At 70.0% G+C, this 26,716-nt stretch carries 24 protein-coding genes; 9 read left to right on the forward strand and 15 right to left on the reverse strand.

The features are described 5' to 3' along the window. Positions 1-65: 65 nt before the first annotated feature. The 3 genes from LVQ62_RS17275 to LVQ62_RS17285 form a co-directional block, all read right to left on the reverse strand. On the reverse strand, positions 66-875 hold the full coding sequence (locus tag LVQ62_RS17275) for a hypothetical protein (protein ID WP_233763402.1): 810 nt from the start codon (positions 873-875) through the stop codon (positions 66-68). Between the two features lie 296 nt (positions 876-1,171). Further along, positions 1,172-2,479 (reverse strand): PhoH family protein, encoded by a 1,308-nt coding sequence (locus tag LVQ62_RS17280; protein WP_233763403.1) that lies wholly within the window; start codon positions 2,477-2,479, stop codon positions 1,172-1,174. Positions 2,480-2,809: 330 nt separating this feature from the next. After that, positions 2,810-3,574, reverse strand: a complete 765-nt coding sequence (locus LVQ62_RS17285) for an isoprenyl transferase (protein WP_233763405.1) — start codon at positions 3,572-3,574, stop codon at positions 2,810-2,812. Positions 3,575-3,767: 193 nt separating this feature from the next. On the opposite strand from LVQ62_RS17285, the gene LVQ62_RS17290 reads away from it, so the two are divergent. After that, positions 3,768-4,484 carry a hemolysin III family protein gene (locus LVQ62_RS17290; RefSeq protein WP_370639649.1) on the forward strand — a complete coding sequence of 239 codons (717 nt, stop codon included), beginning with the start codon at positions 3,768-3,770 and terminating at the stop codon, positions 4,482-4,484. A gap of 5 nt (positions 4,485-4,489) precedes the next feature. Here LVQ62_RS17290 and LVQ62_RS17295 read toward each other — a convergent pair whose 3' ends face one another. Together LVQ62_RS17295 and mca are read right to left on the reverse strand one after the other, a co-directional pair. Continuing rightward, positions 4,490-4,717, reverse strand: a complete 228-nt coding sequence (locus LVQ62_RS17295; protein WP_233763409.1) for a hypothetical protein — start codon at positions 4,715-4,717, stop codon at positions 4,490-4,492. After that, positions 4,710-5,666 (reverse strand): mycothiol conjugate amidase Mca, encoded by a 957-nt coding sequence (gene mca, locus LVQ62_RS17300; RefSeq protein ID WP_233763411.1) that lies wholly within the window; start codon positions 5,664-5,666, stop codon positions 4,710-4,712. Before mca ends, LVQ62_RS17295 begins: the two co-directional genes overlap by 8 nt. A gap of 59 nt (positions 5,667-5,725) precedes the next feature. On the opposite strand from mca, the gene LVQ62_RS17305 reads away from it, so the two are divergent. Together LVQ62_RS17305 and greA are read left to right on the forward strand one after the other, a co-directional pair. Beyond that, positions 5,726-6,088: a DUF4307 domain-containing protein gene (locus tag LVQ62_RS17305; protein WP_179479168.1), complete on the forward strand. Its 363-nt coding sequence runs from the start codon at positions 5,726-5,728 to the stop codon at positions 6,086-6,088. A gap of 237 nt (positions 6,089-6,325) precedes the next feature. After that, the gene (gene greA / locus LVQ62_RS17310; protein WP_208053765.1) at positions 6,326-6,814 is read left to right on the forward strand and encodes a transcription elongation factor GreA; all 489 of its coding nucleotides are present in this window, start codon (positions 6,326-6,328) and stop codon (positions 6,812-6,814) included. 78 nt (positions 6,815-6,892) lie between these two features. On the opposite strand, the gene LVQ62_RS17315 is transcribed toward greA, so the two are convergent. The 5 genes from LVQ62_RS17315 to LVQ62_RS17335 form a co-directional block, all read right to left on the reverse strand. Further along, a complete protein-coding gene (locus tag LVQ62_RS17315; RefSeq protein ID WP_233763412.1) occupies positions 6,893-7,720 on the reverse strand; it encodes an ABC transporter permease in 828 nt (275 codons plus the stop codon). Continuing rightward, positions 7,717-8,718, reverse strand: a complete 1,002-nt coding sequence (locus LVQ62_RS17320) for an ATP-binding cassette domain-containing protein (RefSeq protein ID WP_233763413.1) — start codon at positions 8,716-8,718, stop codon at positions 7,717-7,719. The genes LVQ62_RS17315 and LVQ62_RS17320 overlap by 4 nt, the downstream gene beginning before the upstream one ends. A gap of 145 nt (positions 8,719-8,863) precedes the next feature. Beyond that, on the reverse strand, positions 8,864-10,036 hold the full coding sequence (locus LVQ62_RS17325; RefSeq protein ID WP_233763414.1) for a cystathionine gamma-synthase: 1,173 nt from the start codon (positions 10,034-10,036) through the stop codon (positions 8,864-8,866). A 36-nt stretch (positions 10,037-10,072) separates the two neighbouring features. After that, entirely contained in the window at positions 10,073-10,453 is a 381-nt protein-coding gene (locus tag LVQ62_RS17330; protein WP_179479159.1) for a VOC family protein, read from the reverse strand. 53 nt (positions 10,454-10,506) lie between these two features. Then, positions 10,507-13,530, reverse strand: a complete 3,024-nt coding sequence (locus LVQ62_RS17335) for a glycine--tRNA ligase (protein ID WP_233763416.1) — start codon at positions 13,528-13,530, stop codon at positions 10,507-10,509. Between the two features lie 195 nt (positions 13,531-13,725). Between LVQ62_RS17335 and msrA the strand changes: the two genes are divergently transcribed. Beyond that, a complete protein-coding gene (gene msrA, locus LVQ62_RS17340) occupies positions 13,726-14,394 on the forward strand; it encodes a peptide-methionine (S)-S-oxide reductase MsrA (protein ID WP_233763418.1) in 669 nt (222 codons plus the stop codon). A gap of 75 nt (positions 14,395-14,469) precedes the next feature. On the opposite strand, the gene LVQ62_RS17345 is transcribed toward msrA, so the two are convergent. Further along, positions 14,470-15,360 (reverse strand): aminoglycoside phosphotransferase family protein, encoded by an 891-nt coding sequence (locus LVQ62_RS17345; protein WP_233767927.1) that lies wholly within the window; start codon positions 15,358-15,360, stop codon positions 14,470-14,472. A gap of 114 nt (positions 15,361-15,474) precedes the next feature. Here LVQ62_RS17345 and LVQ62_RS17350 point away from each other — a divergent pair, with 114 nt between their 5' ends. After that, entirely contained in the window at positions 15,475-16,875 is a 1,401-nt protein-coding gene (locus LVQ62_RS17350) for an MFS transporter (protein WP_233763420.1), read from the forward strand. 70 nt (positions 16,876-16,945) lie between these two features. Next, positions 16,946-17,458 carry a ferritin gene (locus tag LVQ62_RS17355; RefSeq protein ID WP_233763422.1) on the forward strand — a complete coding sequence of 171 codons (513 nt, stop codon included), beginning with the start codon at positions 16,946-16,948 and terminating at the stop codon, positions 17,456-17,458. Positions 17,459-17,464: 6 nt separating this feature from the next. On the opposite strand, the gene LVQ62_RS17360 is transcribed toward LVQ62_RS17355, so the two are convergent. Beyond that, entirely contained in the window at positions 17,465-18,013 is a 549-nt protein-coding gene (locus LVQ62_RS17360) for a dihydrofolate reductase family protein (RefSeq protein WP_233763424.1), read from the reverse strand. Between the two features lie 61 nt (positions 18,014-18,074). Between LVQ62_RS17360 and LVQ62_RS17365 the strand changes: the two genes are divergently transcribed. The 3 genes from LVQ62_RS17365 to LVQ62_RS17375 are packed head-to-tail and all read left to right on the forward strand — an operon-like array spanning position 18,075 to position 23,790. Beyond that, complete coding sequence (locus LVQ62_RS17365) at positions 18,075-18,776, forward strand: hypothetical protein (protein WP_233763426.1); 702 nt, start codon at positions 18,075-18,077, stop codon at positions 18,774-18,776. After that, a complete protein-coding gene (locus LVQ62_RS17370; protein ID WP_233763428.1) occupies positions 18,773-20,353 on the forward strand; it encodes a DNA polymerase Y family protein in 1,581 nt (526 codons plus the stop codon). Before LVQ62_RS17365 ends, LVQ62_RS17370 begins: the two co-directional genes overlap by 4 nt. A gap of 14 nt (positions 20,354-20,367) precedes the next feature. Then, positions 20,368-23,790, forward strand: a complete 3,423-nt coding sequence (locus LVQ62_RS17375; protein WP_233763429.1) for an error-prone DNA polymerase — start codon at positions 20,368-20,370, stop codon at positions 23,788-23,790. 50 nt (positions 23,791-23,840) lie between these two features. On the opposite strand, the gene LVQ62_RS17380 is transcribed toward LVQ62_RS17375, so the two are convergent. Genes LVQ62_RS17380 through LVQ62_RS17390 form a run of 3 tightly spaced genes read right to left on the reverse strand, consistent with a single transcriptional unit; the run spans position 23,841 to position 26,710 of the window. After that, positions 23,841-24,545, reverse strand: coding sequence for a gamma-glutamyl-gamma-aminobutyrate hydrolase family protein (locus tag LVQ62_RS17380; protein ID WP_233763431.1), 705 nt, complete (start codon positions 24,543-24,545; stop codon positions 23,841-23,843). Next, entirely contained in the window at positions 24,542-25,309 is a 768-nt protein-coding gene (locus LVQ62_RS17385; RefSeq protein WP_233763433.1) for a 3-oxoacyl-ACP reductase, read from the reverse strand. Before LVQ62_RS17385 ends, LVQ62_RS17380 begins: the two co-directional genes overlap by 4 nt. Positions 25,310-25,330: 21 nt before the next feature. Then, positions 25,331-26,710, reverse strand: coding sequence for an aldehyde dehydrogenase (locus tag LVQ62_RS17390; RefSeq protein WP_233763435.1), 1,380 nt, complete (start codon positions 26,708-26,710; stop codon positions 25,331-25,333). Between the last annotated feature and the right edge of the window lie 6 nt (positions 26,711-26,716).

A 26,716-nucleotide genomic window follows, 5' to 3' on the forward strand; every position in this document is an offset into this window, starting at 1 on the left:
CCCCGCGGTCGGGAGTGCGGCCTTCGACGTACGTCGGGGCAGCGGTGCGCCCCGATCGGTGTGGATCAGTACCAGTTGGTGACCTGCGAGTGCGCCCACGCGCCGCAGGGCGAACCGTAGGAGCTCTTGATGTAGCCAAGGCCCCACTTGATCTGGGTGGCCGGGTTGGTGCGCCAATCGGCACCGGCGCTCGCCATCTTGCTGCCGGGCAGCGACTGCGGGATGCCGTACGCGCCGGAGGAGGCGTTGTCCGCGCTGGGGTTCCAGCCGGACTCCTTGTTCCACAGGCTGACGAGGCAGCTCATCTGGCCTGAGTTCCAGCCGTAGCTGGACAGCATGCTCGCGGCGATCGCCTGCGGGTTGCCACTCTGGACGACGGGCGCGGCGGTGGCAGGCGGCATGGCTGCCTTCTTCGCGATGGCGGCGCGCTGCGTGGCGGCGGCCTTCGCGGCTGCGGCAGCCTTGGCTGCAGCACCCTTCTTGGCGGCGGCAGCCTTCTTGGCGGCGGCAGCCTTCTTGGCGGCGGTGCTCGACTTCTGCGCGGCAGCCTGGTTAACGCGAGCAGCGGCGGCGAGAGTGGCCTGCCGAGCCAGCGACCGGGACGTGACGCTGCCGCGTGCTGCGGCGGCGCGCTTCATCAATGCGGCCTTCGCGGCCGTGTCAGCCGCGGAGTTCGCGGTGGCGGGCACCGTCGCCTGCTCGGAGCGCGTCAGCGCGTCGGTGTTCGACGCGCCGATCGTGCCGCTGGTCGAGGCGTACGCGGTGGCACTCATCGAAACGGTCGCGATCGCGGCGGAGGTGAGGACCGCAGGACGACGCAGCAGCTGAGCGCCGCCCCGCCGGGATGTGCGGTGACGGCCTACGTTGCGTGACATGGAGGTGGAACAGCCTTTCGATGGGCGACACTCGGCATAGAAAAGCGGCCGGGTCGCAGCCGCTCATGGGAACCGATTCTTGCCGCTTCAACGGCGTTATCGAATCGAGACCAACGATCACCCTGCCTGACTACTTCACGCTTGTCCAATCGAGCCCCACCCCTCGTGAGCGGGATCACCCCACCCACCCCACGGCCCTCATCGGCACCACGGAAGCACGCACACTCACGGCATGGAAGAGCCCGGGTGCGGCCATCCGCCGCACCCGGGCTACGTCGCTCAGGAATGGACAATTCTCAGGCGTCGGGGCCTTCCAGCAGGTCGGTGACCAGTGCCGCGATCGGGCTGCGCTCGGACCGGTGCAGCGTGACGTGACCGAAGAGGGGGTTGCCCTTCAGCTTCTCGATGATCGCCGCGACCCCGTCGTGACGCCCGACGCGCAGGTTGTCCCGCTGGGCGACGTCGTGGGTGAGCACGACCCGGGAGTTCTGCCCGATCCGGGACAGCACCGTGAGCAGCACGTTGCGCTCCAGGGACTGCGCCTCGTCCACGATCACGAACGCGTCGTGCAGCGACCGGCCCCGGATGTGGGTCAGCGGGAGCACCTCGAGCAGTTCGCGGTCGAGCACCTCCTCGACCACCTCGCGGGAGACGACGGCACTCAGCGTGTCGAAGACCGCCTGGGCCCACGGGCCCATCTTCTCGTTCTCACTGCCGGGCAGGTAGCCCAGATCCTGGCCGCCGACGGCGTACAACGGGCGGAACACGATCACCTTGCGGTGCTGGCGGCGTTCCATCACGGCCTCGAGGCCCGCGCAGAGGGCGAGCGCGGACTTACCGGTGCCTGCGCGGCCACCCATGCTCATGATGCCGATGTCGGGATCCATCAGCAGGTCCAGCGCGATCCGCTGCTCCGCCGACCGGCCGTGCAGACCGAACGCGTCACGGTCGCCCCGCACGAGGCGCACGCTCTTGTCCGACATGACCCGGCCGAGCGCGCTGCCGCGCGGGCCGAGCAGCACCACACCGGTATTCGTGGGAAGTTCGGCGGCCTGCGCCGACTCGACCTGGCCCGCGTCGTAGAGCGCGTCCATCTGCTCGGCGGCCAGCTCGACCTCGGCGATGCCGGTCCAGCCGCTCTCCACGGCCAGCTCGGCGCGGTACTCCTCCGCGGGCAGTCCGACGGCGGATGCCTTGACCCGCATCGGCAGGTCCTTGCTGACGACCGTGACGTCCGCGCCCTCGTTGGCGAGGTTGCGCGCGACCGCGAGGATCCGGGTGTCGTTGTCACCGAGGCGGAAGCCGGCGGGCAGCGACTGCGGGTCCGTGTGGTTGAGCTCCACCCGCAGGCTGCCGCCCTCCCCGATCGGCACCGGGGCGTCCAGGCGCCCGTGCTCGACCCGCAGGTCGTCCAGCATCCGCAGCGCGCTGCGCGCGAAGTAGCCCAGTTCCGGGTGGTGACGTTTGCCCTCCAGCTCGGTCACGACGACGACGGGGAGCACGACCTCGTGCTCGTGGAAGCGGTTCATCGCCCGTGGATCGGAGAGCAGCACCGAGGTGTCCAGGACATAGGTGCGGCGGGAGGGCACAGCTGCAGACGTCATGACCGACTCCTTCGCCGGCGCGGCACGGTGTCCGTGACCGGCAACTCGCGGAACGTGGCCGGGACCGGGCCCTTGCGGGTGCCGGTGCCGGCCCCCGATCCGCAGCGGGTTCGCTGCATCTGGTGGGCCTCCCGAACGCGGGGGCGTCGTGCCCTCGTGTCGAGTACGACGCTAAGCCGCCGAACCGTGAGAACGATGCAACCGGTGCCGTGTCGTGACCCGGATTCATCCGGCGTTAACACGCCGTCGTCACACCCGCCCCACCCGTCATATTCCATGACGTTTCGGCGCACGGGCCGACCGCTCGGTGCCGGGTTCGTACGACGGTGCTCAGGCGCCGAAGCGGCGCTCGCGCTCGGCGTAGGAGCGCAGTGCCCGCAGGAAGTCCACCCGCCGGAAGTCGGGCCAGTAGGCCTCGCAGAAGTAGAACTCCGAGTGCGCGCTCTGCCAGAGCAGGAAACCGCCCAGCCGTTGCTCGCCGGACGTGCGGATCACCAGGTCCGGGTCGGGCTGGCCTTTGGTGTAGAGGTGAGCCGAGATGTGCTCGACGTCCAGGATCTGGGCGAGCTCCTCGATCGAGACGCCCTGGGCCGCGTGCTCGTGCAGCATCGACCGGACGGCGTCCGCGATCTCCTGGCGCCCGCCGTAGCCGACGGCGATGTTGACGATGAGGCCGGAGGTATCCCTGGTCAGTTCCCCCGCTTCCTTCAGCACCTTCCGGGTGTGATCCGGCAGCAGATCGAGGGCACCCACGGGGTTGAGTCGCCACCGCCCGCGATCGGCGAGGTCGGCGACCACTCCCTCGATGATGGCCAGCAAGGAGTCCAGTTCGGATCCGCGCGCCGTCAGGTTGTCGGTGGACAGCAGCCACAGCGTCACGACCTCGACCCCGACCTCCTCGCACCACGTGAGCAGGGGCTCGATGTTGTCCGCGCCCGCCTGGGTCCCGTGCGCCGCGTCGCCACCGCGGAGCTTCGCCCACCGCCGGTTGCCGTCCAGGATCACCCCGACGTGCCGCGGCAGATTGGCCGTCGGCAGCGACCGGGCGAGTCGACGTTCGTAGAGCCCGTACGCCAGATCGCGGACACCCCGCATCGCTAGCTCTCCCTCGTCGCTGCCCGGTCCGGGCGTTCGGCCCGTCGCGTGCCCAGGGTAGTCCGCCTCTTCGTGGCGAGGGGGTCAGCGGGCGTACGGTGCTCGGTGCGGGCCGGTCGTGGGTGGAGTTCACCAATCCGTCGCCGGATGGTGTAGCTGTCGTCACCGCGAATGCACAGGCGCACGCCCTAGCATGACGAAGGTGATTCAACCCATCAGCAACGCCGTCGAGACGGTGCAGCAGGAGGCCGCCGGACTGGTGCGCCTGGTCAAGCCCCGGTTGCGGGGCTGGCTGCACCTCGGGATGGTCCCGCTCACCCTGGCGGCGGCCATCGTGATGATCGTGCTCGCGCCGAGCGGCAAACCGCGCATCGGCGCCATCGTCTTCGGGGTCACGGCCCTGCTGCTGTTCACCACCTCCGCGATCTACCACCGCGGCACGTGGGGTCCGCGCGCCGGAGGCATGCTCAAGCGGATGGACCACTCGAACATCTTCCTGATCATCGCGGGCACCTACACGCCGTTCGCGCTGATGCTCCTGCCCCGTGCGCAGGCCACCACGTTGCTCGTGATCGTCTGGTCCGGCGCCATCGGCGGAGTGCTGTTCCGCACCCTGTGGGTGGGCGCCCCCCGATGGCTCTACACCCCGATCTACGTCGCGCTCGGCTGGGTGGCCGTCTTCTACTTCGTCCCGATGATGCACTCGGGCGGCGTGGTGGTGGTGACGCTGATCGCGGCCGGCGGCCTGCTCTACACCGTCGGAGCGCTCGTCTACGGCATCAAGCGCCCGAATCCCTCACCTCGCTGGTTCGGGTTCCACGAGGTCTTCCACGCCTTCACCGTGCTGGCGTTCGCGGCGCACTACACCGCGGCATCACTGGCGATCTACACCCACCCCGGGGTCGCCTGAGGCGTTCAGCCGGGCAGATCCTCCGGACGTTTCCCGCCGGCCTCGGCCGACGCCTGCCCGCCGGCAGGTGCCCGGTCCTGCTCTGCCTTGAGGTCCGCCTCGTGCTGCATCCGCACGTTGCGCAGATGCCGGTTCATGCTGCGGTAGAGGAACCAGCAGGCCATCGCCAGCGCGAAGAGGATCAGGAAACCCCAGATTCCCGCCGTGACGTTGGTGGCCTCTTCCTCACCCACGGGCGGGCTCCGGGACGACGCGTGCGGCGACGTCGTCGATCACGAGATCGTGGGGGCCGCCCGACGCGAGCGCGTCGGCGTTCGCCTCGGTGCCGAGCCCGGCGAACAGGTCGTCCTCGTCGTCCGGCACAGGCACGTAGGACATCGCCAGATCCCATTCCTCGGTGGGCCAGATGGCGCCCTGCTCCTTGGCCGGGATCGCGAAGAACGACCCGTCCGGATCGATCTGCGTGGCATGGGCGAGCAGCGCGCGCTCGCGGACGGGGAAGTAGTCAGCGCACTGGATCCGGGTGGTGACGCGACCCTCCGGCCGGTCCTCCCAACGCTTCATCCACTCACCGAACGGCGATTCCTTGCCCGCGGCGAGCAACGCCTCGTGCATCGCGAGCATCTTGCCCCGGGAGAAGCCCCGGTCGTAGTAGAGCTTCAGCGGCTGCCAGGCCGGCCCGGTGCCCGGGTACGCCGACGGGTCGCCGGCCGCGCGGAAGGCGGCCACGGAGACGTTGTGGCACATGATGTGGTCGGGGTGGGGATAGCCGCCGTTCTCGTCGTACGTCGTCATGACGTGCGGGCGGAACGCGCGCACCACCCGCACCAGCGCCTCCGTGGTCACCTCGAGAGGCTCCAGGGCGAAGCAGCCCGCGGGCAGGTCGGGCAACGGGTCGCCCTCCGGCAGACCGGAGTCGACGAAGCCGAGCCAGGTGTGCTGCACCCCGAGGATCTCCTGGGCCGCCGCCATCTCGCGGCGGCGCACCTCCGGCATGTCCCGCAGGATCTCGGCATCGTCCTTCAGCCGGGGATTGAGGATGTCGCCACGCTCGCCGCCGGTGCAGGACACGACCATCACGTCATGCCCCTCGGCGACGTAACGGGCCATGGTCGCCGAGCCCTTGCTGGACTCGTCGTCGGGATGCGCATGCACTGCCATCAGGCGCAGGCTGCCGGTCATCGTCACCTCATCGACACACGTTCATGAACACTTAAGAACAGCGCCTAGTCTTGCATCCCATGCCGATCCCTCGACCCGCGCCCGGACAAGGCAAGTGGTGGCTCATCGGCACCCTGGGGGTGCTGGTCATGAGCGCCTTCGCCATCTGGTTCGGGATCGCCGCCACTCGTGGCGTGCAGTGGTCCGACGCCGGCCACGACATCGTGAGCGACACCAGGGTGCAGGTCACCTTCGACGTGATCAACCAGAACGGCAAACCGGTCAGCTGCACCATCGAGGCGCAGGACAACGAGCACTCCCAGGTCGGGGTGACCACGGTCGATCTGCCCGCCACCCGCAAGGACGTCGTGCGCTACATCCGGACCGTCCGCACCGTCACGCGGGCGGTCACCGGCACCGTGGACAGCTGTCACTACCGCTGATCTCGACACCAGGTCGCAACCCGGAACGAACGTGACATCCGGCATATGCGAGCTAAACTGGTAGATCGCATCTGGGTCCGGCCCCCGGCGCGCCACGAGACATCTCGGGCGATCCGGGTCCGGACCGCTTCATTACCTGGGCGGACAGGGCACGTGACGAAAACGGCCTGCCCGCGGGCCGCGCCCCGGCCCAGGCACCCGCACCACATCATCTGTCGCACAGCAAGGAGAAGGTCCGTGACGAGCACCACTGACGCCAGCTTCCTGACCCAGGAGGCCTACGACCGGCTCAAGGCTGAGTACGACCACCTCACCGGCGCAGGACGCACCGAGATCTCCCGCCAGATCGAGGAGGCCCGCGAAGAGGGTGACCTCAAGGAGAACGGCGGCTACCACGCCGCGCGCGAGGAGCAGGGCAAGATGGAGCTGCGCATCCGCCAGCTCGACGCCCTGCTGCGCGACGCCGTGGTGGGTGGCCCCTCCGTCAAGGAGGGCACGGTGGCCCCCGGCATGGTGGTGACCGTGGAGATGTTCGGCGAGACCGAGCACTTCCTGCTCGGCAGCCGCGAGATCGTCGGCGACTCCACCGACCTCGACGTGTACAGCGAGAAGTCCCCGCTCGGTTCGGCGATCAACGGCAAGTCGGTCGGTGAGACCACGTCGTACGAGGCGCCCAACGGCAAGAGCATCGAGGTCAAGATCACGCAGGCCACGCCCTACAAGTGAGCGCCCGCGCCTGACCCGACAACGACAGGCCCGCTCCCCCGGTGACGGGAGAGCGGGCCTGTCGCTGTGGCGGCCGGGCTACTTGGCGACGGCCTTCTTGTACGTCGTCGTGGCCAGCGGCACGAAGATCGCCAGGATCGCGGCCACCCAGATCACGGTGTAGAGGTCGGCGTGCCGCAGCGCCCAGGTGTAGCGGATCGCGTCCAGCTGCTGCTGATGGGTGCCGGCCACCTTCAGCGCGAAGAGGTTGCCGAAGTGGTCCCGGGCCGAGTAGGTGATGGTCGAGACCGGGTTCCACCCGGCGATCGACTTCAGCGGTCCCGGCAGCGCCTGCGCGCTGGTGAACGTGTTGGCGATGAAGGTCAACGGGAAGATCACCATGAACGAGGCGTTGTTGACGATCTCCGGCGTGCGCACCTTCAGCCCGACGTAGGCGAACAGCCAGCTGACCGCGTAGGCGAACAGCAGCAGGAGCGCGAAGCCCCAGACGGCGTCCAGGACCCCGGTGCGGATCCGCCAGCCGATGATCAACCCCGTCACCGACATCACGATCAGCACGATGACGTTGTTGAGCACGTCGGACAGGGTGCGCCCGAACAGGACCGCGCCGGGGTGCATGGGCAGCGTGCGGAACCGGTCGATGACGCCCTTCTGCATGTCCTCGGCCATCCCGAAGCCGGTGATGGTCGCGCCGAAGACCAGCGTCTGGGTGAAGATCCCCGCGATGAGGAACTCCCGGTAGCCGCCGGCGTTGCCCGGACCGGCGAGGCTGCCGAAGATGTAGCCGAAGAGCAGCACGAACATGATCGGCTGCAGCGTGGTGAAGACCAGCAGGTCGGGGACCCGCTTGATCTTGATCAGATTGCGCCGGGCGACGGTCAGCCCGTCGCTGAAGAACGTGGTCATCGCGATGCCCCCTGGGCGTCCTTGCTGCTGGCGACCGACCCGTCGTCGTCCGCGGCCTCCTCGGCCGCGTGGCCGGTCATCGCCAGGAAGGCGTCGTCGAGCGTGGGACGCCGGATGCCGATGTCCTGCACCTCGATGCCCGCATCGTCGAGCCGGCGCACGGCGACCAGCAGGTCGCGCGTGCCGCCGGACACCCCCACGGTGACGCGGCGGCTGTGATCATCGGAGGTGGCATCTCCCCCGGCGATCGCCGCGAGCAGCCCGGCGGTCTCGCCCACCCGTGCGGGGTCGAGGACGGTCACCTCGAGGCGCTCGCCGCCGGCCTGCACCTTCAGCTCATCGGACGTGCCTTCGGCGATGACCACACCGCGGTCGACCACCACGATGTTGTCGGCGAGGCGGTCGGCCTCCTCCAGGTACTGCGTGGTCAGCAGCACCGACGTGCCCGCGCGGACCAGCGTGGTGATGACGTCCCACATGTCACCGCGGCTGCGCGGGTCCAGCCCGGTGGTGGGCTCGTCCAGGAAGATCACCGGCGGCCGCGCCACCAGGGCCCCCGCGAGGTCGAGCCGCCGGCGCATGCCCCCCGAGTAGGTCTTGGCCGGGCGGTCGGCCGCCTCGTCCAGCCGGAAGTCCTGCAGCAGCTCCCGGGAGCGTGCGCGGGCATCCCTCTTGGACAGGTGGTAGAGCCGGCCGATCATCTCCAGGTTCTCGTAGCCCGTGAGGTACTCGTCGACCGCGGCCGACTGACCGGAGACCCCGATGCAGCGGCGCACGGCCGCCGGATCCTTGATCACGTCCTGCCCGGCGACGGTCGCGTGCCCCGCGTCCGGCCGGATCAAGGTGGTCAGCATCCGCACCGTCGTGGTCTTGCCGGCGCCGTTCGGCCCCAGCACCCCCAGCACCGTCCCCTCCGGCACGTTCAACGACACCCCGTCGACAGCCTTGACCGCCTTGTAGTGCTTCACCAGACCTTCGGCGAAGACGGCGTCCCCCATGCTCAGACCTCCTCTTGGCGTGACGTCCGGCGCGGCCGGAGACTGCCCACGAACCCTCGGGGGACCGTCACGTCCGGCCATGGTGCCAGGTCGCGGTGACAACCCAGCGGATCGCCCGCCGATCGATCCTTCGCAGTATCCGGACTCACCCGAGCGCCTGCTCCAGATCCGCCACCAGGTCCTCGGCATCCTCGATCCCGACGGACAACCGGATCAGGTCGCCCGGCACCTCCAGCTCGGTGCCGGCGACGCTCGCGTGGGTCATCCGCCCGGGGTGCTCGATGAGCGACTCGACCCCGCCGAGGGACTCCCCGAGGGTCCACAGCTCGGTGCGCCCGATCGCGTCGACCGCGTGCTGTTCGCCGCCGGCCAGCTGGAAGCTGACCATCCCGCCGAAGCGCTTCATCTGACGGGCCGCGATGTCGTGCCCAGGGTGGGAGTCGAGGCCGGGGTAGTAGATGTTGGTGACGTCCCGGCGCGACTGCAGCACCTGGACGATGCGCTCGGCGTTGTCACAATGTCGTTCCATCCGCAACGACAGGGTCTTCAATCCCCGGAGCACGAGCCACGAATCCATCGGGCCGGAGACTGCACCGAGACCGTTCTGGTGGAAAGCGATCCGCTCGGCGGCGTCCTCGAACGCCGGGACCGCGACGTGCTCCGCCACCACGACGGCGCCACCGACGACGTCACTGTGACCTCCGGCGTACTTGGTGGTCGAGTGGATCACGATGTCCGCGCCGAGGCTGAGCGGCTGCTGCAGGTAGGAGGAGGCGAACGTGTTGTCGACGACCAGCAGCGCACCGGCCTCGTGGGCGATGGCGGCGATGGCGGCGATGTCGGCGATGCCGAGCAGCGGATTGGTGGGCGTCTCGACCCACACGAGCTTGGTGACGCCCTGGCGGATCTCGCCGCGGATGGCGTCCGCGTGGGCGACCTTGGCGAGGCTGTAGTCGACGCCCCACGGCTTGACGATCTTGTCGACGAGCCGGAACGTGCCGCCGTACGCGTCGGTCGGGATGATCATGTGATCGCCCGGGCGCAGCAGCCCCCGCAGGATCGCGTCCTCGGCGGCCAGACCCGAGGCGAAGGCGAATCCTCGCGCCCCGCCTTCCAGCTCGGCGATGCACTGCTCCAGCGCGGTGCGCGTCGGGTTCGCCGAGCGGGAGTACTCGTAACCCTCTCGCAGCCCACCGACACCGTCCTGCTTGTAGGTCGACGTCTGGTAGATGGCCGGTACGACGGCGCCGGTGCGGGGATCGGGTTCCTGGCCGGCATGGATGGCGCGGGTCGAGAAACCGTGATTCGAAGAGCTCATGCCGGCAAGGCTACGGCCGTCCCTGTCGGCCCGGTGTCAGCTGCCCGGCCGGTAGGGACCGAGCACACAGAACTCGTTGCCCTCGGGGTCGGCGAGCACGGCCCAGCCCTTGTCACCGTTGCGGCGGTCGTCGACGATCGTCGCCCCCAGCGCGAGGATCCGGTCGACCTCCTCGTCACGGCTGCGGTCGGTCGGACGCAGGCACAGGTGCATCCGGTTCTTGACCGTCTTGGGCTCGGGGACCTTCAGGAAGAGCAGGAAACGGTCGTCCGGACCGCGTAGCCCGTCCTCCTCGGCACCCGGATCGGCGTCGTACTCGGGGTCGATGACGAAGTCGTCCAGCACCTGCGCCCACCACCGGGTCTGGGTGTAGGGGTCGGCGGCGTCGATGCAGAAGTTGGATGCGCGGGATGCCATCCGAGCAGGCTGCCAGCCGAGGGCCGTCAGGACAACGGGTTACTTCGCCGCCCTCACAGGGCCGAGTTCAGCGCCTGCCAGTCGATGCCGTCCGGTGCACGGTCGACGATGGTCTGCAGCAGGCCCAGGCGGGCCGCGCGCAGTCGCTCGTCCGGCGCCATCACTAGGACCTCGTCGAAGAACCGGGTCAGCGGCCCCACGAGCACGGACGCGTCGGGCAGCCATCCGGGGATGGCGTCGGCGCGGTGGTCGGGCAGGGCGGCGACGAGGCGCTCCAGGTCGACCTCGGCCGGGTCGACCAGGACGCTCGCGTCGTACGCCGCTGCCGTGCCCGCGGGCACGATGCGGGTGATCCGCTGGACCGCCTCGACCAGCGTGGCCAGCCTCGGGTCGGTGCGGGTCCTCTCGATGTCTCCCAGGGCCGCCTGGGCCTTGCCCGGCGATGCGGAGAGGGGAGCCACGGCGTCGGCGAGTCTGGCATCCACGCCCTCGTCGCGCAGCTGCTGGATCAGGCGGCCGACGGTGAACTCCCGGGCGGCGGAGACGGCTTCGTCACCGACCTCGATCCCCTGCCCTCGCAACCGCTTCGCAGCCGCGGCAAGTCCGGAATCGACCGTGACCAGGGAGAGCGCCTCGTGCTCGCGCAGGATGCTGATGACTCCGAGGGCTGCCCGGCGCAGGGCGAACGGGTCGGACGAGCCGGTGGGCTTGGCGCCGAGGGCGAACATGGCGGCCAGCAGGTCGAAACGGTCGGCGAGCGCGAGCACCGCACCGGGCACGGTGCGCGGGATCGCTCCACCGGCGCTGCGCGGCTGCTCCATCTCGGCCAGCGCGTCGGCGACGGCCCGGCTCTCACCCGCGCGCAGCGCGTACTCGCGCGCCATGGTGCCGGCCAGCGACGACAGCTCGATGACCATCTGCGAGGCCAGGTCGAATTTGGCCAGCTCGCCCGCGCGAGTGAGCGTCGCCCGGTCATCGGAGCCCAGCTGAAGGTCCCCGGCCAGCGCGGACGCCAGGTCGGCGATCCGGTCGGCGCGCTGCGCCACCGAACCCAGCCGGTTCTCGAAGGTGAGCTTGCCGATGCCGGACCGCAGGTCGGCGAGCGGTGTCTGCAGATCCGCGTCGTAGAAGAACGCCGCGTCCTCGTACCGCGCGCGCAGCACCTTTTCGTTGCCCTCGCGCACCACGTCGTCGTCGCACACGCCGTTCGCCATGGTGACGAAGTAGGGGCGCAGCGATCCGTCGGCGTCCCGCACCGGCAGGTAGCGCTGGTGCTTGCGCATCACGGTGGTGAGGATCTGCTCGGGCAGCTTCAGGTAGCGCTCCTCGAAGCTGCCGAGGATGCCACGGGGCTGTTCGACCAGGTTGGTGATCTCGTCGACCAGGGCGGCCTCGTCCTCGAAGTCCACGACGCCGCCGACGGTCGCGGCGAGTGCGGTGGCCTGCGCCACGACCGAGCTGCGGCGCTCCGCGGCGTCGAGCACGATGCCGCGCTCGGCCAGGACCGGCGCCAGGGTCTGTGCGTTGTCGACCCGCACGAGGGGGTCGGCGTCACCGCGCTGGGTGTAGGTGGTGCGGCCGGTGCGCAGCTGCGACACCTGAGCCGGCACGACCAGCGCGCCCCACAGCGCGACGACCCACCGGATGGGACGGCTGTAGGTCAGCTCGGGATCGGACCAGCGCATGTTGCGGTCGGCGCGCAGCTCGCCGACCGTGGTCGCGACGAGGTCGCCGAGGACGCTCAGAGCGTCGCGGCCCGGCTGGTCGATGCGCACCGCCACGTGCTCGGCGCCGTCGAACTCGGCGCGGACCAGGTCGGCGACATCGACCTTCTGACCGCGGGCGAAGCCCTGGGCGGCCTTGGTGGGGTTGCCCTCGTCGTCGTACGCGGCGCCGACCTTGGGGCCCTTGCGCATCGTCTGTGCGTCCGGCTCGTGCGCGGAGACGGCCTGCACGTGGGCGACGATCCGGCGCGGGGTGCCGAGCACCGACACCTCGCCGTGGGTGAGCCGGCCGGCGGCGAGACCGTCGGTGAGCAGGCTGCGTACCTGCTCCACCGCCTGCCCGACGACATGCGGAGGGAGCTCCTCGACGCCGATCTCGAACGCGAAGTCCTCGGCCGGTGCGTCGGCGCTCACGGAGTCCTTCTCATGCTCGCCCTGGTGGGGCGGCATGACCGCGGCACCGGTCAGGACCGGGGCGGCGTCGGACTTCAGCAGCGGGTAGTCCAGCTCGGCGCGGCGCTCGATCCACAGGGCCGCGACGTCGCGTGCGAGCGCCCGCATCGTCGAGAACGCCTGTGCGCGCTCGGTCGTGGAGATGGCGCCGCGGGAGTCCAGCACGTTGAACGCGTGGCTGCTTTTCAGCACGTAGGTGTGCGCCGGCACCGGGAGCCGTGTCTCGACCAGGCGGCGCGCCTCGGCCGTGTAGCTCTCGAAGAGCTCGCGATTCGTCGGCACGTCGGCGTCGTCGAGGTAGTACCTCGACATCTCGTACTCCTGCTGGCCGAATGCCTCGCCGTAGGTGATGCCCGGCGCATAGAGCATGTCCTTGAAGTGGCTGACGCCCTGCTGGGCCATCATGATCCGCTCGATGCCGTAGGTCAGCTCCACGCTCACCGGGTCGAGGTTCTGGCCGCCGACCTGCTGGAAGTAGGTGAACTGGGTGACCTCCATGCCGTCCAGCCACACCTCCCAGCCCAGGCCCCACGCGCCGATCGCAGGCTGGGCCCAGTTGTCCTCCACGAACCGCACGTCGTGCGCGTGCAGGTCGATGCCGAGGGCCGCCAATGACTCCAGGTAGAGCTCCTGCGGGTTGCCCGGGTCGGGCTTGAGGATCACCTGGAACTGGGTGTGCTGCTGCAGGCGGTTGGGGTTCTCGCCGTACCGGCTGTCGTCCGGGCGCACGCTCGGCTCGACGTACCCGACCCGCCACGGCTCCGGTCCGAGCACTCGCAGCAGCGTGGCGGGGTTCATGGTGCCCGCACCCACCTCGGTGTTGAAGGGCTGGACCACCATGCAGCCACGGTCGGTCCAGAACTTCTGCAGGGTGAGCAGGGCGTCTTGCACGGTCAGCACGTGGGCAAGGCTATCGACGGGCGGCGACGCCACCGAATCGGTTTGCGGCGACGTGGGGGTTCTACGTCCGTGGCCAGTGCTGCCGCCCTGGCCACGGACGCAAACCGGCCACGTCGCGCCCTGGCGGGTGCGGAAGGTTTACGCGGCCCCGGTCGTTGCACAGACATGATCTTCGGTTTCGGACGAGTTGGCACCATGGTCTCCCCCGACGAGGCACTGCCCGGGCGCTCGACGCCCATGGAGCACGTGCCCGCGACGCACGCGGTCCTCGGCACGCCGCTGAAGGGCCCGTGGCCCGACGGCACCCAGGTGCTGTACGTCGGGATGGGCTGCTTCTGGGGGGCCGAACGGTTCTTCTGGCAGGCGCCGGGCGTGGTGACCACTGCTGTCGGGTACATCGGCGGCATCACCCCCAACCCGACGTACGAGGAGACCTGCACCGGGCGGACGGGGCACACCGAGGCGGTGCTCATCGCGTACGACCCGAAGCAGACGGACGCGGAGCACCTGCTCAAGGTCTTCTGGGAGAACCACGACTCCACGACCAAGTACCGCCAGGGCAACGATGTCGGCACCCAGTACCGCTCGGCGATCTACTGGACCACGCCCGAGCAGGAGGCGGCCGCCAAGGCCACCCGCGCGGAGTTCCAGCAGGTCCTGACCGAGCACGGCCACGGCGAGATCAGCACCGAGCTCGCCCCGGCCGGTGAGTTCTACTACGCCGAGGCCCACCACCAGCAGTACCTGCACAAGAACCCCGGCGGCTACTGCAACCACGGCCCCAACGGGCTGACCTGCCCGATCGGTCTGCTGCGTCAGGACGAGGTGCCCGGCCAGCAGTCGGTGCTGCCGCCGACCACCTGATCCAGCGGTCGAGAAGTCACTTCGGGAGGGTTGCGCGTCGCTGCGACCCTCCCGAACCGACATCTGGACACCGCTCTAGGGCTCGGCGAGCACTTCCGTCAGGCAGCGCCGCGCCATGGCGACCATCGTGGGGTTGGTGTGCAGGTAGTACGGCAGGGCGATCACGGCCTGCGACACGGCCAGGCCGCGGGCGCGCAGCCAGACCGGCCCCCCGACAGCGACGCCGAGCGCGCGTAGGTAGGTCGCTCTGCGCGGGCCGTCGAAGACGAACCACGCGGCCGTGACGTCGTACGCGGGATCGCCCGTCGCGATCGCGCCGAGGTCGAGCAGCCCGACGAGACGCCCCTCACGGACGAGCAGGTTGCCCGGAATCAGGTCGGCGTGCAGCCACACCGGGCGTCGGTCCCACGTCGGTGCCGCGAGCGCGGCCTCCCAGATCTCGCCCACGCGTACGGTGTCGATCAGCCCGGCGCAGCGGGACAGTGCCTCGCGAAAGTCGCTGTCGCGTATGCCGATCGGGCCGCCGCGCGATCCCCCGAGCACGCCCACCGGCGGCGCGTCCTGCGACTGCGACCACAGTGAGCGCACGCAGCCGCCCAGGGCGGTGGCTGCCTGCTCGCTGTCTCCGACGGCGACCTCCTGCGCGTCACGCCCGTCCAGCCAGCGCACGATCGCCCACGGGGAGGGGTAGCCCGGTCCCGCCGCACCGACCGCCTCGACCATCGGCGTCCGCAGCGTGGCCCTCGCCGAGAAGGCCGGACCCCAGCGGATCTCCTTCACCAGGCTCGGCACCGACCCCTCGTGCAGAGGGAACCGAGCGGCGTGCCGCTCGCCCAGTCGGAACACGGCGTTCTCGGTGCCGCCGGAGTGGACCTGCCGGATCGGCAGCTCGGCGTACGCCGGGAACTGGCGGGCCACCAGGTCGGCGACGAGCGCCGGATCGATGCGCGTCTCCCCTTCGTGCATCACGCGCGCCATCCTGTCGTGCCGGTCCGCGGCGCCGCGAGCGCTTTTCCGCGCCTCCTCTGCATAGGTGATGAATGCACCTAGCATGGGCAGGCGACGACGCGAAGGAATGCGATGACGGCGACCACGACGTACTCCGACTCTGCCGAACGGCTCGATGCGCTGCCGGTCTCCGGCTGGCATCGACGGATGACCGCGATCGTGGGGATCGGGTCGTTCTTCGACCTCTACGAGGTGTTCCTCGGCGGCGTGCTGGCGACGGTGCTCGCGGAGCAGTGGGGTCTCGGCACCACGGGCAAGGCCATGGTCATCGCGGCGGCGTTCGCCGGGATGTTCGTCGGTGCACTCGCGATGTCGAGCCTCGCCGACCGGATCGGGCGCCGCAAGGTGTTCATGCTCAACCTCGCGTCGTACTCGGTGCTGTCGATCGCGGCCGGCTTCTCCCCGAACCTGACCGTGTTCGTGATCCTGCGCTTCCTGTGCGGAGTCGGGATCGGCTCCGAACTCGTGCTGGTCGACACCTACCTCGCCGAGTTCCTGCCGGGCCGGGTGCGCGGTCGGTACATCTCGTGGGCGTACGTCGTGGGCTTCCTCGGGGTGCCACTCGCGGCGCTGATCGGCGCGCGGGTCGTGGCGAAGCACCAGATCCTCGGTCTCGACGGCTGGCGCTGGCTGCTGATCGCCGGCGGACTCGGGGCGGTCTTCGTCTTCGCCGCGCGCACCCTGCTGCCGGAGTCGCCGCGCTGGCTGGAGTCGCGTGGGCGCTACGCCGAGGCGGACGCCATCGTGTCCGACATCGAACGCCGCAGCGGCGCGGTCCGCGCCGCCCGCACCGAGCAGCCGCACACCCAGCCCGCCGATGCGCCGGTCGAGGCGCGCCGTGTCCCTCTGCGTGTGCTCCTCGGCGTGGAGTACCGCCGGCGCACGGTGATGCTCGCGGTGTTCAACGTCCTGCAGACCGTGGGCTATTACGGATTCGGGACCCTTGCTCCCCTGGTGCTGAAGAGCAAGGGCTACAACGTCACCGACTCGCTCGGCTTCGCAGCGTTGTCGTTCCTGGGGTATCCGATCGGCGCACTGGTCGCGGTGCCGATCGTGGAGCGTGTCGAGCGCAAGTTCCTGATCATCGTGGCGGCCGTGCTGATGGCGCTGTTCGGCATCACCTTCGGGGTCGCCACGAACACCGCGGTGATCGTGTCCGCGGGCTTCCTGCTGACCGTGTCGAGCAACGTCTTCTCCAACGCCTACCACGTCTACCAGGCGGAGATCTTCCCCACGACCGTGCGATCGAGCGCGGTCGGCAGCTGCTACTCGCTCTCCCGGCTGACCTCGGCGGTGCTGCCGTTCATCGCGGTCAGCGCGCTCGACCACTTCCACGCGGGCGGCGTCTTCGCGGGGTCGGCGGTCATCATGGCCGTGCTCTGCGTGGACATCGGGCTCTTCGGACCGCGCACCACCGGACGCAGCCTGGAGGACGTCAACGAGCGGGTGGCCGAGGTCGCGGCCGTCAGGTAGACGCCGCCGGGGCTTGCGGCCCGCCTCCGCTGCCTGGTCAGGGGTGCGTCGGGTGCCTAAGGTCGATGAGATGAAGATGAGCGACGCCCTCGAGACGGCATTCAGCGCACAGATCACCCTGGAGCTGCGCGCGTCGATCGTCTACCGACAGCTGGCGATCGACATGGGCAAGCTGGATCTGCCGGGGGTCTCCGCGTGGTTGCGCCATCAGGCGGACGAGGAGATCGTGCACGCCAACAAGTTCATCGACCACGCGAGCGACCGCGACAACCGCCCGGTCATCGGGACCATCGACGGCCCGGACGCCGAGCCCGTCTCCTCCGTGCTGCGCTGCTTCGAGCTCGCCCTGCAGCACGAGCAGAAGGTCTCCGCCTCCATCCGCGAGCTCTACCGGACCGCGGAGTCCGAGGGCGATCTGGACTCCCGGCCGCTGCTCGACTGGTTCCTGGCGGAGCAGATCGAGGAGGAATCGACCGTCGCCGCGATCATCGACCGTCTGAGGCGGATCGACGACGACGGGCCGGGCCTGCTGCATCTGGACGAGGAACTGTCGCGGCGCGGCAACGTGTCCGCGGGAGCCTGACCGGCGTCAGCCGCGGACCCGCGCGTAGCGCTCGTAGACCACCGGCCCGAACGTCCTGGTCTCGATCAGATCGAGCCGCAGATCCGTGGTGACCGGCGGCAGCAACGGTGCGCCTCCGCCGACGACGATCGGGTAGCGGAAGATCCGGAACTCATCGACGAGGTCGAGCTCGATCGCCTGGGCGGCCAGGTCGGCACCACCGATCTCGACGTCCCGGCCGGTGGCGGCGAGCGCGGCGATCTCCTCGGCGACCGACCCCTCGGCGAGCCGGGCATTCCCCTGGACGCGCTCGAGCGTGCGGCTGAAGACGACCTTCGGCAGGGCGCTCCACACGTCGGCGAACGCCGCATAGAGGTCGGTCTCGCGCAGCGACGGGTCGGTCTCCCACACCAGCATGGTCTGGTAGAGCTTGCGCCCGCACAGGTGGGCGCCGAGTTCCCGCACGCGCTCCAGGTGGAAGGCGAACAGCTCATCGCTCGGCGCCGACCAGTCGAAGGCGCCCTGTCGGTCGGCGATGAAACCATCCATCGAGGCGCCGATGGAGTAGAGCAGCATGGCGTCACGCTAGTCGGACGGGGCACTTGCGTCTTTCGAACGCGTGTTCGATCATGGAGGGATGCTGCCTCCCCCACCGGTGACCTCGCGTGACGAGACGGTCGCCCACCTGCACGACCTGCTGCGTCGCGAGACCGGCGGGCAGAAGAGGCAGGCGGGACAGGTCCGGCAGAGCTCAGCTGTGCCCGCTCTGCCCGGCGTACCGGTGCATCCCGACCTGCGCGACAGCTTCCCCACCGGGCTGCGGCTCGGCAGCGTCTACACCCTCTCCGGCTCGACCACCGTGGCCATGGGTCTGCTGGCCGAGCCGACCAGGACCGGATCCTGGTGTGCCGCAGTAGGACTGCCGCACTTCGGGGTCGAGTCGGCCGCCGCCTGGGGCGCCGACCTGACCCGAATGGTCCTGGTGCCGCACCCCCCGTCGCAGGACTGGGTGAGCGTGGTCGCCGCCCTGACCGAGATCGCCGATCTGATCCTCACCTCCCGTCCGCCGCACGTGACCCCGGGTGAGGTCGAGCGGTTGCACGCCCGGCTGCGCATCCGGCGTACGACGATGATCGTGGCCGGCGCCTGGCCCCGGGCGGCCGCGCACATCGAGGCCGTGACGACCGGCTGGGACGGCCTCGGCCAGGGGTACGGCGCGCTGATGCGTCAGCGGCTGAGGATCACCGTCACCGAGCGGCATCGGGAGCGCACCGCCGACCTCGGCTGGCCAGTACAGGCAGCACAGGCAGCACAGGCAGTACAGGCATGGCCGGCATGAGCAGGATGCTCCCGGCGACCTCGACGCCGGTGCGGGTGCTGGCCCTCTGGTGGCCGGGCTGGTCGCTGATCGCCGCGCAGGAGGCGGCCGGCGCGCCGGCCGACGCGCCGTTGGCGGTCGTGGCCAAGGGGATCGTGCTGGCCTGTTCGGCGGCGGCCGCCGCCGAGGGCGTCACCGAGGGCCTGCGCATCCGGCACGCCCAGGCCAGGTGCCCGGATCTGCAGGTCCTGCTCCACGACCCGGAGGTCGAGCAGCGCGCCTTCGAGCCCGTCCTGCGCGTCATCGAGCAGCGCGCTCCCCTGGTGCAGGTGATCCGGCCGGGACTGGCCGCGGTGCGTGCCGTCGGGATCGCCCGGTTCTACGGCAGCGAGGCGGCAGCGGCCGATGCGCTCGCCGCCGCCGTGCAGGAGGAGTTCGACCACGACGTACGGCTTGCCGTGGCCGACGGGCTCTTCACCGCCGAGCAGTCCGCCTACGCCACCACCGGCGAGGTGCCCTGGCTGCAGGTGCCGCCCGGCGGGTCCACCTCCTTCCTGGCCGGTCTGCCGGTGACCGTGCTCAGCGCAGCGGTGGACGACGCCCGTATGCCGAACATGTTGCGCCGCATGGGGATCCGCCATCTCGGAGAATTTGCCGCCCTTCCCCGAGGTGACGTGCACGCGCGCTTCGGGGCCACCGGTCTGCGCGCCCACCAGCTGGCCTGCGGTGAGGACGCGCCGGCCATCTCACCCCGGTCGGTGCCGCTCGACCTCGACCTGCGGGTCATCTGCGATCCGCCGGTGGGCGACGTCGAGCAGCTGGTCGCGCTGTGCACCCCGGCCGTCGACCGGCTCATCACCGCACTGATGGAGCATGCCCTGGTCTGCAACCAGATCCGGCTCACCCTGCACACCGAGGCCGGCCTGGTGCACGAACGACTCTGGCGTCACCCGTGGCAGTTCACCGGGGCGGAGCTGCTGGACCGGGTGCGGTGGCAGCTCGATGAGTTCTCCGCCGAGACCAGCGAACGGTACGACGCCGTCACCCTGGTGACGATGGCGCCGGAATCGCTGGAGAGCGCCTCCCACCACGCCGAGGGGCTGTGGGGCGACCGGCCGGACGAGCACGTGGTGCGCACCGTGACCCAACTACAGGCGCGCCTCGGTCACGACGCGGTGCTGTCGGTCAGCGTCGGCGGCGGCCGGTTGCTCGACGAACGCCGGGTGCTGCGGCCGTGGGGTGAGGCGATCCCGACGTCCGCGCAGCGTCGTACCGACCAGCCGTGGCCGGGGTCGCTGCCCGGCCCGGCGCCGTCGACGGTCTTCGCGCAGGCCCGCCCCGCGGTGGTGCTCGATGCCGAGGGGGCCGTCGTACGCGTCGACCGGCGCGGCGGCCTGTCGATGCCACCGGCCACCCTGCGCCTCGGCGACGGCCCGGCGCGCCGGGTCACCGCCTGGGCCGGCCCGTGGCCGATCCAGCAGAGATGGTGGCGCAACCCGTTGAACGTCAACAGATTCCAGATGATCGACGACCACAACGAAGCGTGGCTGCTGCTGGCCGGCGGCGAGCACTGGTGGACCGAGGCGCGCTATGACTGAGGAGACCCGCGACCGTGGGATTCAGTAACCCGCCGATCCCGTGGTCGGACCTGGAGCGGCTGCTGTCGGAGGGCACCAGGCCCGCCCAGCGACCGGCGTACCCCGCCGACGGCGGTGACGGACCGGCGTTCTCCCGCAAGCGCACCGCGTTCGAAGCACCGACGCTGCCACCGGACGACGATGTCGACGACGGGCCGGTGGTGCCCTACGCCGAGCTGCACGCGCACTCCCACTACAGCTTCCTGGACGGCGCCTCTTCGCCGGAGGAACTGGTCACCGAGGCGGTCCGGCGACGGCTGCGGGGCATCGCGCTGACCGATCACGACGGCCTCTACGGCGTGGTGCGGATGGCCGAGGCGGCCGAGGCGTTCGGCGACATCGACACCGTCTTCGGCGCCGAGCTGTCGCTCGACCTGACCGCGCCTCAGAACGGCATGCCCGACCCCGAGGGCAGCCACCTGCTGGTGCTGGCACGCGGCCAGGAGGGCTACCACCGGCTGGCCGGGGCGCTCACCGACGGGCATCTGGCGCCCGGGTCGGAGAAGGGACGGCCGATCTACGACCTGGCGTCGCTGGCCGGCACCGCCGACGGTCACTGGACGGTGCTCACCGGCTGCCGCAAGGGGATGGTCCGGCAGGCGCTGGAACGCTCCGGTGACGACGCGGCCCTCGCTGAGGTACGCCGGTTGCAGGACCTCTTCGGTGCCGCCAACGTGCTCGTCGAGCTCACCGATCACGGCGACCCTGCAGACAGTCTGCGCATCGACCGACTGGCCGAGATCGCCCGCCGCGCCGGCGTCGACACGGTGGCGACCAACGCGGTGCACTACGCCGCTCCCGACCGGTTCCGGCTGGCGAGTGCGTTGTCTGCGGTCCGGGCCCGTCGCAGTCTGGAGGATCTCGACGGGTGGCTGCCGAGCAGCGACCAGGCGCACATCCGCAGCGGCGTCGAGATGCGGGCACGCTTCGCCCGGTTCCCCGGCGCGGTCGAGCGCACCGCCGACATCGCCGCCGACCTGGGTTTCCGGCTGCGCTCCGCCAGCCCGCGACTGCCCCGCCAGGAGGTGCCCGACGGGCACACGCCGATGAGCTGGCTGCGCGAGCTCACCTGGCAGGGCGCCGCGCAGGCGTGGAAGGAGCTGACCCCGGCCCACCGGGAGCGACTCGAGCACGAGCTGCAGGTGATCGAGGCCAAGGACTTCCCGGGCTACTTCCTCATCGTGCACGAGATCGTCAGCTTCGCGCACGAGAAGGGGATCCTCTGTCAGGGAAGGGGATCCGCTGCCGCGTCGGCCGTCTGCTACGCCCTCGGCATCACGGTCATCGACCCGATCTTCTACGGCCTGCCCTTCGAGCGGTTCCTGTCCGAGCTGCGCGAGGAGGCGCCCGACATCGACGTCGACTTCGACGCCGGACGCCGGGAGGAGGTCATCCAGCACGTCTACGCGAAGTACGGCCGCCGCAACGCCGCCCAGGTCGCCAACGTCATCACCTACCGCCCCAAGAACGCCGTGCGCGACATGGCCAAGGCGCTCGGACACAGTCAGGGCCAGCAGGACGCCTGGTCCAAGCAGGTCGAGCGGTGGGGCGGGCAGATCGACAGCACCGACCACGACATCGCTCCGGCCGTCGTGGAGCTGGCCAGCCAGGTGCTCACCTTCCCCCGGCACCTGGGCATCCACTCCGGCGGCATGGTGCTGACCGACGAACCGGTCGGCAACGTCTGCCCCATCGAGCCGGCCCGGATGACCGATCGCACTGTCCTGCAATGGGACAAGGACGACTGCGCGTGGATGGGACTGGTCAAGTTCGACCTGCTGGGCCTCGGGATGCTGGCCGCCGTCCAGCACACCTTCGACCTGGTGGGCACCCACTTCGGGCAGGTGTGGCGGATGGAGACGATCCCCCGCAACGAGCCCGGTGTCTACGACATGCTGTGCCGCGCCGACTCGATCGGTGTCTTCCAGGTGGAGAGCCGCGCGCAGATCGGCACCCTGCCGCGGCTGAAACCGCGCTGCTTCTACGACCTCACGGTCGAGATCGGGCTGATCCGCCCGGGTCCCATCCAGGGCGGTGCGGTGCACCCGTACATCCGGCGTCGTACCGGCGAGGAGGCGGTCACCTACCCGCACCCCCTGCTGGAGGACGTCCTGGAGCGCACGCTCGGCATCCCGCTCTTCCAGGAGCAGCTGATGCAGATGGCCACCACCGTCGGCAACTGCAGCACCGCCGACGCCGACCTGCTGCGCCGAGCGATGGGATCCAAGCGGGGTGTCGAGAAGATCGAGACGCTCAAGGCCAAGTTGTACGACGGGATGGCCGCCAACGGGATCGCGCCGGAGACGGCCGACGAGATCTACAACAAGATCGAGGCATTCGCGAACTTCGGCTTCGCGGAGTCGCATTCCCTCAGCTTCGCGGTGCTGGTCTATGCGAGCTCGTGGCTGAAGCTGCACTACCCGGCGGCGTTCCTGGCGTCGTTGCTGCGTGCCCAGCCGATGGGTTTCTACTCACCGCAGACCTTGGTCGGTGACGCCCGAAGACATGGCGTCATCGTGCTACAACCAGACATTCATCGTTCGAACGTCTATGCCGACCTGGAGGCTGAGGACGGTGCCACTCACGGCATGGGCGGCGGCATGGAGTCCTGCCTGCAGGACTACCAGCAGGACGAGATCGGCGAGTTCGACGCGACACGACCTCCGGACACCGAGCGGCACCGCCGCGACAGGCAGCACAGCGTGCGCCTCGGCCTGGACGACGTCTCGGCGCTCGGCCAGGAGGTCGCCGAGCGGATCGTCGCGTGCCGGGAACGGGACGGCAGATTCGCCGACCTGAGCGACCTCGCCAGGCGTGCCGAGCTGGACACCGAGCAGATGGAGGCGCTTTCGCTGTCCGGAGCGCTCGATGACCTGTCCGGCTCGCGACGTGGTGCGCTGTGGCAGGCAGCCGATGCCACGGCGATCAAGCAGGGCCAGCTCGACATCAACGTGCCCTACCAGCCCCCGCTGCTGCCGGAGCTCACCCTGGGTGAGCTGTTGATCCATGATCTGCAGGCCACCGGTATCAGCCCCGCGGACCACCCGATGCGGCACGCCCGCACGGTGATGCGCGAGCGGGGCGTCCTGCGCACGAGTGACCTGCTCACGGTCGAGTCCGGTCGGCGCATCGAGGTGGCCGGGGTGGTGACCCACCGGCAGCGGCCGGCGACCGCGAGCGGCATCACGTTCCTCAACCTCGAGGACGAGACCGGCCTGATCAACATCATCTGCAGCCGGGGCGTCTGGCACCGCTACCGCGTCATAGCCCGGTCCGCATCCGCCATGATCATCCGCGGCGTGCTCGAACGGTCACCGGAGAACATCGTCAACGTGGTCGCCGACCGGTTGGAGAAGCTGCCGATCGCCGTGGAGCTGACCTCCCGCGACTTCCGCTGACGACGTGGGAGTGGATGCGCGCTCGATCGGGCACGCACGTGCTCCCGATGTCAGGAACAGGCCGCGACGAGTGCTTCGAAGAGCCGCAGGTCGTCGCCCTGCTCGGGGTGCCACTGCACCCCGAGCCGCCACCGTGCCGACGGGTCGTGGATGGCCTCGACCACTCCGTCCTCGGCGCGGGCCACCACGTCGTACCCGGGACAGGACGCGACGCCCTGATGGTGGTACGTCGGGCACGTCACCTCGGCGCCGAGCAGCGCGGCGAGCGGAGTCCCCTGCCCCACCAGCACCCGGTGGGAGGACCACTTCCCCGGTGACGGCGAATGCCTCTCGTGGCCCACGTCATCCGGCAGATGCTGATTGAGTGTGCCGCCGGCCGCCACCGCCATCACCTGCATCCCCCGGCAGATCCCGAGCGTCGGCACGTCGAGATCCCGCCCGACCTGTGCCAGCAGCAGCTCGCTGACGTCGCGATCGGGCCGAGCCTCCTGAGCGGCGGGGTGCGGCTGCGCGCCGTACCGGGCCGCCTCGACGTCGGCGCCGCCAGAGAGGATCAGACCGTCGACCCGTCCCAGCACCCGCGCGGCCCATTCCTCGTCGGCGTCGGGCAGCGGTGGCACCACCAACGGGATGCCGCCGGCCGCGATCACCTTCTCGGCATAGGTCGCCGGCAGCGTCACGCTCAGTTGGGCGCGCCACACGTCCCGGTCGACGGGTTCCAGGTACGGCGTGATGCCGATGACCGGCCTGCTCACAGCGGGGTCACGTACGCGCCCGAGATGCCGCCGTCGACCAGGAAGTCGGTGGCGGTGATGAAACTGGACTCGTCGGAGGCCAGGAAGAGCACCGCGTTCGCGATCTCCTCCGGTTCGCCGAACCGGCCGACCGGCACGTGCACCAGCCGGCGCGCGGCACGCTCCGGATCGGCGGCGAAGAGCTCCTTGAGCAGCGGAGTGTTGACCGGCCCGGGGCACAGGGCGTTGACCCGCACCCCGTCGCGTGCGAACTGCACCCCCAGCTCACGCGACATCGCGAGGACCCCGCCCTTGCTCGCCGTGTAGGAGATCTGCGAGGTGGCAGCTCCCATGATCGCGACGAATGACGCTGTGTTGATGATGGATCCGCGCTTCTGCTCGATCATGTACGGCAGCACGGCCTTGCAGCACAGGTAGACGCTGGTCAGGTTCACGTGCTGCACGCGCTGCCACGCCTCGATCCCGGTGGTGAGGATCGAGTCGTCGTCGGGCGGTGAGATGCCGGCGTTGTTGAACGCGACATCGACGCTGCCGTACGCCGACTTGGCGGTCGCGAACAGCGCCTCGACCTGCTCGGCATCGGTCACGTCCGTGCGCACGAATCGCCCGTGCACCTCGTCAGCGACCCGCTCGCCGGTCTGTTCGTCGATGTCGGCGATGACCACGGACGCGCCCTCCTCCGCGAACCGGCGGACGGTGGCCAGCCCGATGCCGGAGCACCCTCCGGTGACGACGGCGACCTTGTCCTGCAGCCTTCCAGGCATCGAATGTCCCTTCTTTCGGGGTCAGTGGGCGGTGGAGATGAAGACGTTCTTGGTCTCGGTGAACGCGTCGAGTGCGTCCGGTCCGAGCTCACGACCGAGGCCGGAGGACTTGAAGCCGCCGAACGGCGTCGAGTAGCGCACCGCCGAATGGGAATTGACCGACAGATTGCCCGCGCGCACGCCCCGCGCGACGCGCAGTCCGCGACCGAGGTTGTCGGTCCAGATCGAGCCCGCCAGACCGTACGCCGTGTCGTTGGCCATCGCGATCGCATCCGCCTCGTCCTCGAACGGCAGCACCGAGACCACCGGACCGAAGATCTCCTCCTGCCACAGCGGGTCACCGGTGCCGGTCGGCACGACCACGGTCGGCGGGTACCACCAGCCGGCACCGTCGGGCGCCTCACCGCGGAATGCGATCTGCACCGCTGAGTCGGCGTCCTCGACGAAGCCGCGCACCCGCTGCCGTTGGGTGTCGCTGATGAGCGGCCCCATGTCGGCATCGCCGTTCAACGACGGGTCCTGCACCCGGACCGCATGCACCGCCGGCTCCATGGATTCCATGAAGCGGTCGAAGACGCTGCGCTGCACCAAGATCCGGCTCCGCGCGCAGCAGTCCTGCCCGGCATTGTCGAAGACCGCACCGGGTGCGGCAGCCGCCGCGGCGTCGACGTCGCAGTCCGCGAAGACGATGTTGGCGCTCTTGCCGCCGAGCTCGAGCGTCACCCGTGTCAGATCGTCGGCCGCCAGGGCCATCAGTCTCTTGCCGACCGCCGTCGACCCCGTGAAGCAGACCTTGCGCACGTGCGGGTGGGTGACGAACCGCTGACCCACGACCGGTCCCTCACCCGGTACGACGTTGAGCACCCCCTCCGGCAACCCGGCTTCGAGGGCCAGCTCGGCCAGCCGCAGCGCGGTGAACGGGGTCAGTTCGGCCGGTTTCACCACGACCGTGTTGCCCGCGGCCAGTGCCGGCCCGACGCCCCAGCCGAAGATGGGCATCGGGAAGTTCCAGGGCACGATGACGCCGACCACGCCCAGTGGCTCCTGGAAGGTCAGATCGATCCCACCGGCAACCGGAATCTGTTTGCCGCACAGTCGTTCCGGGGCCGCGGCGTAATAGTGCAGTACGTCGCGCACGTTGCCCGCCTCCCACATCGCGTTGCCGCGGGTGTGGCCGGAGTTCTCGATCTCCATCTCGGCCAGCTCGGCCAGATGGGCGTCGATGACGTCCGCGAACCGCCGCAGCAGGCGGCCACGGTCGGCGGGGTCGACGCGGGCCCAGGCCGGTGCCGCGGCGTGCGCACGGGCGATGACCGCGTCCGTCTCCTCCAGGCTCGCATGGTGCACCGCCCGGATCGTCCGGCCGGTCGAGGGGTTGATGACGTCGTACGGCGTGCTCACAGTCGC

It is taken from the genome of Allobranchiibius sp. GilTou73 (assembly GCF_021391335.1).
Lineage (GTDB): Bacteria > Actinomycetota > Actinomycetes > Actinomycetales > Dermatophilaceae > Allobranchiibius > Allobranchiibius huperziae.

Coding starts and splice junctions, on each gene's coding strand:
- LVQ62_RS17275 (WP_233763402.1), bottom strand. CDS start 875: ATGTCACGCAACGTAGGCCGTCACCGCACATCCCGGCGGGGCGGCGCT.
- LVQ62_RS17280 (WP_233763403.1), bottom strand. CDS start 2,479: ATGACGTCTGCAGCTGTGCCCTCCCGCCGCACCTATGTCCTGGACACC.
- LVQ62_RS17285 (WP_233763405.1), bottom strand. CDS start 3,574: ATGCGGGGTGTCCGCGATCTGGCGTACGGGCTCTACGAACGTCGACTC.
- LVQ62_RS17290 (WP_370639649.1), top strand. CDS start 3,768: ATGACGAAGGTGATTCAACCCATCAGCAACGCCGTCGAGACGGTGCAG.
- mca (WP_233763411.1), bottom strand. CDS start 5,666: ATGACCGGCAGCCTGCGCCTGATGGCAGTGCATGCGCATCCCGACGAC.
- LVQ62_RS17305 (WP_179479168.1), top strand. CDS start 5,726: ATGCCGATCCCTCGACCCGCGCCCGGACAAGGCAAGTGGTGGCTCATC.
- LVQ62_RS17315 (WP_233763412.1), bottom strand. CDS start 7,720: ATGACCACGTTCTTCAGCGACGGGCTGACCGTCGCCCGGCGCAATCTG.
- LVQ62_RS17320 (WP_233763413.1), bottom strand. CDS start 8,718: ATGGGGGACGCCGTCTTCGCCGAAGGTCTGGTGAAGCACTACAAGGCG.
- LVQ62_RS17325 (WP_233763414.1), bottom strand. CDS start 10,036: ATGAGCTCTTCGAATCACGGTTTCTCGACCCGCGCCATCCATGCCGGC.
- LVQ62_RS17330 (WP_179479159.1), bottom strand. CDS start 10,453: ATGGCATCCCGCGCATCCAACTTCTGCATCGACGCCGCCGACCCCTAC.
- msrA (WP_233763418.1), top strand. CDS start 13,726: ATGGTCTCCCCCGACGAGGCACTGCCCGGGCGCTCGACGCCCATGGAG.
- LVQ62_RS17345 (WP_233767927.1), bottom strand. CDS start 15,360: ATGCACGAAGGGGAGACGCGCATCGATCCGGCGCTCGTCGCCGACCTG.
- LVQ62_RS17350 (WP_233763420.1), top strand. CDS start 15,475: ATGACGGCGACCACGACGTACTCCGACTCTGCCGAACGGCTCGATGCG.
- LVQ62_RS17355 (WP_233763422.1), top strand. CDS start 16,946: ATGAAGATGAGCGACGCCCTCGAGACGGCATTCAGCGCACAGATCACC.
- LVQ62_RS17360 (WP_233763424.1), bottom strand. CDS start 18,013: ATGCTGCTCTACTCCATCGGCGCCTCGATGGATGGTTTCATCGCCGAC.
- LVQ62_RS17365 (WP_233763426.1), top strand. CDS start 18,075: ATGCTGCCTCCCCCACCGGTGACCTCGCGTGACGAGACGGTCGCCCAC.
- LVQ62_RS17370 (WP_233763428.1), top strand. CDS start 18,773: ATGAGCAGGATGCTCCCGGCGACCTCGACGCCGGTGCGGGTGCTGGCC.
- LVQ62_RS17385 (WP_233763433.1), bottom strand. CDS start 25,309: ATGCCTGGAAGGCTGCAGGACAAGGTCGCCGTCGTCACCGGAGGGTGC.